Below are 5,693 nucleotides of genomic sequence, written 5' to 3' on the forward strand. Positions count from 1 at the left end.
GTTAATTACTGAATCATGTACAAAACTTAATTAGCAGAGCTACCCCAAATATTCCAACTTGCAGCCAGAAAAATTGTAACTAACAAAGCTAATAAGTATAAAATAGCTTCTAATCAAAATTATTAACGAAGCCACAACTGAGGAAAGCAAGAAATGCCATAATTTCAAATAATCAAATAACACAAACATTAACCATCAATAAACTTTCATCAATCAACCTATCAATAAAAAAATTATGACTGTAGTGCCTGTGTATCGAAACTCCCCTGAACCCACTGACCATATTGCCACTGGCAACTCCTCACCAATAACATCTGTATATGCTCTGCAAGAAATGGTGGCCCGTTTACATAAAGAACAACAAAATGTTAATGATTTATTAAGTTCTCTAGGCTTTGCCTTGCGTAGCTTCAATAATCTAAATCAGTTTCTAGAATTGATTCCACTCATGGGCTGTCGAGTAACCGATGCTGATGGTGGGGCATTAGTATTATTTAAGCCAAATGGACAGATTAGATTCCAACAATTACACTGTCAAGAAGGCCAACAATGTCAAGATATTCGACAAGCATTGGAAATAGCAACTCGTCAATTGATTACAGAAACAACTTTACCTGCCGAATTACAGGAAGTCCCTATTCAAACGGCGAGTCTAGACTATCAAGTTAGTGACTATCTAGGAAATGACGTTCAATTATTTGGCACATCAATTCTAGTCAAGAACTCAGAACGAGGTCGTCTATATGTATTTAGTCATAACCCAGAATATGTTTGGACACCAGCAAGACAAAAATTAATTCGCCTAGTAGCAGACCAGACCGCAGTAGCGATCGCCAACGACGAACTATCTACCTCCTTAAGAGAGAAGGAACGTTTGGACCGAGAGTTAGAAATAGGGGCAGAAATTCAACTGCGACTATTACCACCAGAATGTCCAGAAATTCCTGGTATTGCTCTTGCAGCTCGTTGTCAAACAGCAAACCGAGTAGGAGGAGACTATTATGACTTTATCCCCTCTAACTATGACCAGGTGAACTCCAAGCACAAAAAACAGGAACCCTGTAAGTGGAGTATTGTGATTGGAGATGTAATGGGTAAGGGGGTACCTGCTGGTTTAATTATGACTATGACCAGAGGAATGTTAAGAGCGGAGGTATTAAACCGTCACTCACCAGCACAAGTGCTGCAACATTTGAACCAAGTTATGTACACCGATCTGGAAACTTCCCATCGGTTCGTGACTTTGTTTTATTCAGAGTACGACCCAGAAACCCGAATTTTGTCCTATAGTAATGCTGCTCACCATCCTCCNTACCTGCTGGTTTAATTATGACTATGACCAGAGGAATGTTAAGAGCGGAGGTATTAAACCGTCACTCACCAGCACAAGTGCTGCAACATTTGAACCAAGTTATGTACACCGATCTGGAAACTTCCCATCGGTTCGTGACTTTGTTTTATTCAGAGTACGACCCAGAAACCCGAATTTTGTCCTATAGTAATGCTGCTCACCATCCTCCCATGTTGTGGCAAGCTGCTAGTAATTCTATTGTGAATTTGGATACTCTGGGAATGTTAATTGGTTTGGAAGTAGATTCTGAATATAATCAAGCACAAGTACAACTTCATCCAGGAGATACTATCATTTATTACACAGATGGGTTTACAGATGCAGCTAATAAGCATGGTGACCGTTATGATGATCTTAAGTTAAGTCAAGCCTTCAAATTTGCCTGTCAAAATTATCAAGAACCACAAGAAATATTAGATTATTTATTTGAGGAGGTCAAACAATTTGTGGGAGAAGGAAATCATAATCCAGATGATATGACTCTAGTGGTAATGAGAGTAGAAAGTTAATTAATAATTAATCATTAGGGTTGGCTGAAAAAATTAGAGTGTGGGAAGGGTGGGGAAATAGAATTTGGTCTGCCCAAAATGCTAAACTAAATTTTTGCAGCTCTAGGATCTGAAAACCAGGTACTTTTTTTAACCAAAATAAAGACTTTAGTTTTTATCTATTAGTGCTTTGAGATTTAATCAGTATAGCAATAATTATATTTCCATCAAATACGTTATATTTAGAGAGAATAATTCTAGATGCTAGAGCATATAATTACTCTAAAATTAGACTTTAATCTAATCAATAACTACAGTAATTTTTTAAGTTTGTTAGAAGTGAAAGTGTTGTATAGTTGGCAACTTTTTGCTCAACAAGTTGATGTAGACTTATGGGCAGATGTACAAAAAGCTTGGAACAACTTTATAGAATGTGGTCAGGGATGGGCACTATTAGTTGGTCTGATAATTGGTTGGATGGTTAAAAGTATTTTGCCATAATGTTAAGCATTCAGCTATCAGCTCTCAGCAATAAGCAGCAATAATACCCTGTTTTGAAGGCTATTTCAACCAGCGAATTAAACCACAAAAACAACGAGTTTGAGTTGTTAACCCATACAATATAAAGCTAATAGTTAACAAAGTTCCCCCTGTGGAGGAAAGCTAACGACTAAATACTAAAAATAAACTTCAGTATTTCAAGTCTCTAGCAACATCTACAAGGAACTGATAACTGATAACTGATAACTGATAACTGAAATGACGCAAGATAAACAAACCTGGAGCCAAAGATTTGAAAAGGCGTTGCATCCTACTATAGCTATATTTAATGCTAGTATTAGCTTTGACATTGAATTAATTGAACACGATCTTAACGGTTCAGTCGCTCATACAAAAATGTTGGCTAAAACAGGTATTATTTCTGCTGAGGAAGGGGAAAAATTATTGATAGGTTTAGACAAAATTCGTCAAGAATATCTAGCAGGAAAGTTTGAGATAATTGAAGGTGCTGAAGACGTTCACTTTGCTGTAGAAAAAAGACTTACAGAAATTACTGGAGATGTAGGGAAAAAACTACATACAGCTAGGTCGAGAAATGACCAAGTAGGAACTGATACTAGACTTTATCTCCGAGAACAAATTGAACAAATTCGGATTTTATTGAGAAATTTTCAAAAGGTTCTTTTGGAATTAGCTGAGTCTAATATTGAAACTTTAATTCCTGGTTATACTCACTTACAAAGAGCGCAACCTTTGAGTTTAGCTCATCATCTTTTGGCTTATTTTCATAAAGCGGAAAGAGATTGGGAAAGATTAGGAGATGTTTATCGCCGAGTGAATATTTCTCCTCTTGGTTGTGGTGCTTTAGCAGGTACAACTTTTCCTATTGATAGACACTATACTGCTGAATTATTAGGGTTTGAAAAACCTTATGCTAATAGTTTGGATGGGGTAAGTGACAGAGATTTTGCGATTGAATTTCTCTGTGCAGCTAGTATTATTATGGTGCATTTAAGTCGTTTGGCAGAAGAAATAATTTTATGGTCATCTGAAGAGTTTAGGTTTGTTACTTTAACTGATGTTTGTGCTACAGGTTCGAGTATTATGCCTCAAAAGAAAAATCCTGATGTACCAGAGTTAGTGAGGGGAAAAACAGGTAGAGTTTTTGGGCATTTACAAGGTATGTTAGTGGTAATGAAGGGTTTGCCACTAGCATATAATAAAGATTTGCAAGAAGATAAAGAAGGTTTATTTGATACTATTAAAACTGTTAAAAGTTGTCTAGAAGCAATGACAATTTTATTGCAAGAAGGTTTGGAATTTAATAGCTCTCGCCTCACAGAAGCAGTGGCAGAAGATTTTTCTAATGCTACGGACGTGGCAGATTATTTAGCAGCTCGTGGTATACCTTTTCGAGAAGCTTATAATTTAGTAGGTAAGGTTGTGAAAACTTGTATTTCTAGTGGTAAATTACTGAAAGATTTAACTCTAGAAGAATGGCAAGAATTACATCCAACATTTGCAGCAGATATTTATGAAGCGATCGCCCCTTGCCAAGTAGTATCTGCACGGAATAGTTATGGTGGAACAGGTTTTGAACAAGTAAAAACAGAAATTTCTATTGCCAAGCAGAAATTTAATTTTTAGTTTAATCTAAAGTGTCAAAATCTAGATTTGAGTTTCTAATTCTCAAATCTAGATTTTTTAGATCAAAATTCTATAGATAGGAATTTTGAACAATCAAATATACTATTCTTCTACAGCACCAGCACTCTCTTCTGAATTTTGCTCGTTACCATTTTGATTATTGCCAGATGCAAACTTAGATGAATATCGCTTCGAGAAAAAACCTGTCTTTTTTTTACGAAACTTGCGTGCGTAAGCCTGATTACGTTGTGCCTTCTCTTTTTTTGGATTGCGGCGTTTAGCCATTATTACCTCACTAATTGACATCCTTCCGAAGCCTATAGATGGGGAATAGCTTCCAAAAGGTTGACATATTTTCTAGCTTGTTAGCCTTAGCTTTACTAACAAAAGTCTGTAGAATAATATCCTATTATTTTACAGTTTAAACCTCACAAAAATTGGTTCTCTGTTCATTGATGATTAGAGTTTTTCCATGTACAATTATTTCTGTACACAACCCCATAACTCTAGTTTTCAACGTCTTTGGGCTACAGTTAAGTAGCGATGTTTTTAAAGCGGTTGAATACTTTACGTTATTCTTAAGTATAACAAAAATATAATAATAAAGTAATCCCATTAGGGGAAAGACTTTATAAGAAATTTTGCGGTAGACTAAGCCGTGTAACAAGATTTCTAAATCTCACATCAGGGCAATTTCTGCTTTATAGAACCTGCCTTCCAAAATCAATTCTTTTCAGGTCTTACAGTTATTCCATAGCACAGTAGGTCGCCAATAAAGAGTTTATCCCACAGGTTTAGCATAAACTTAACCCTAGGGACTGCTAGTATACCACCAAAAACATTTTAGTAGTATAGCATTTGTTTTCTAACTACGCAATAGTTTGTCCACCATTTTCATAGGATACCAAGTATAGCCAAACCCATAGCTCTTTTATATAACCCATTTGGATTGTATTTAGATATAGATAGGAATTACGCACCAGACCATATATATAGCGTCAAAAACTGTAACGTTATAGTTTTTTAACTCTATCTATAGTAGCAATCCTATTTTATTCGTGGCAAAAATCTTACTGCTTTTTAGGCAACAGGCACTATTGCTACAGCTCCAGAAGGTAGGAGTTTCAACTTTTTTATCTACCTTTTGATTTGTCGCGACCTATTTATGATTGCTATAGTAGCTTTGCGTAAGTCCTGATAGAGATGTTTAATACCAAATTCAAAAAAGGCTGTTACATTCCAATTTGTGATTTATTCCTACAGTTTAATACGTTATTGCTTCTATTTATTGTCAAAATTAAATCTTTTTCCTCCATTTTTTGTCTATTTATCTTTCCTAATTCCGGAGGTTTCTATCTCTTTTGATCTGTTCTGTCACTGTAGCAATATTTTATGAAAATGGTAGAATTAATGGATAATTACCTCTCCCTTTTAAGGAAAGGATTAACACTTAAGGAAAAAATAAATTCTTTTCCCTTTGAAAGCGGAGGCTAATAAAGCTGAATGATTTAATTAATCATTACTAATTGTTAATTATTCGGTAAATAAGAAAAAAGACAAAATAATTGGGTAGTGGTGTACAAGTAGTGATTTTTCCATTTTTACCCCTTACTGTGAGAGGATTTTACTTATAAATATCACTACATCTACAGAATGACTAATAATTGTTTTGTCAATCCTCTTTTTTTAAGAATAGATAATTATTA

General features: G+C 35.2%; 4 protein-coding genes and 1 pseudogene. 4 read left to right on the forward strand and 1 reads right to left on the reverse strand.

The features are described from left to right. Window positions 1–235 precede the first annotated feature (235 nt). The 4 genes and pseudogenes from AFK68_RS45065 to argH form a co-directional block, all read left to right on the forward strand. Window positions 236–1,311: PP2C family protein-serine/threonine phosphatase (locus AFK68_RS45065; RefSeq protein WP_143437844.1), on the forward strand; the 1,076-nt coding region annotated here is incomplete at its 3' end. A gap of 1 nt (window position 1,312) precedes the next feature. Further along, window positions 1,313–1,860 (forward strand): annotated as a pseudogene (locus AFK68_RS34945) (PP2C family protein-serine/threonine phosphatase); the annotation flags it as partial. A 240-nt stretch (window positions 1,861–2,100) separates the two neighbouring features. After that, window positions 2,101–2,340 (forward strand): hypothetical protein, encoded by a 240-nt coding sequence (locus tag AFK68_RS13375; RefSeq protein WP_094673238.1) that lies wholly within the window; start codon window positions 2,101–2,103, stop codon window positions 2,338–2,340. 258 nt (window positions 2,341–2,598) lie between these two features. Continuing rightward, window positions 2,599–3,987, forward strand: coding sequence for an argininosuccinate lyase (gene argH, locus AFK68_RS13380; protein ID WP_094673239.1), 1,389 nt, complete (start codon window positions 2,599–2,601; stop codon window positions 3,985–3,987). Window positions 3,988–4,089: 102 nt separating this feature from the next. On the opposite strand, the gene AFK68_RS13385 is transcribed toward argH, so the two are convergent. After that, a complete protein-coding gene (locus tag AFK68_RS13385) occupies window positions 4,090–4,272 on the reverse strand; it encodes a hypothetical protein (protein ID WP_094673240.1) in 183 nt (60 codons plus the stop codon). Between the last annotated feature and the right edge of the window lie 1,421 nt (window positions 4,273–5,693).

Source organism: Hydrocoleum sp. CS-953 (assembly GCF_002260545.1).
In the GTDB taxonomy this organism is placed as follows: Bacteria; Cyanobacteriota; Cyanobacteriia; order Cyanobacteriales; family Microcoleaceae; genus Trichodesmium.

Coding starts and splice junctions, on each gene's coding strand:
- AFK68_RS13375 (WP_094673238.1), top strand. CDS start 2,101: ATGCTAGAGCATATAATTACTCTAAAATTAGACTTTAATCTAATCAAT.
- AFK68_RS13385 (WP_094673240.1), bottom strand. CDS start 4,272: ATGGCTAAACGCCGCAATCCAAAAAAAGAGAAGGCACAACGTAATCAG.
- argH (WP_094673239.1), top strand. CDS start 2,599: ATGACGCAAGATAAACAAACCTGGAGCCAAAGATTTGAAAAGGCGTTG.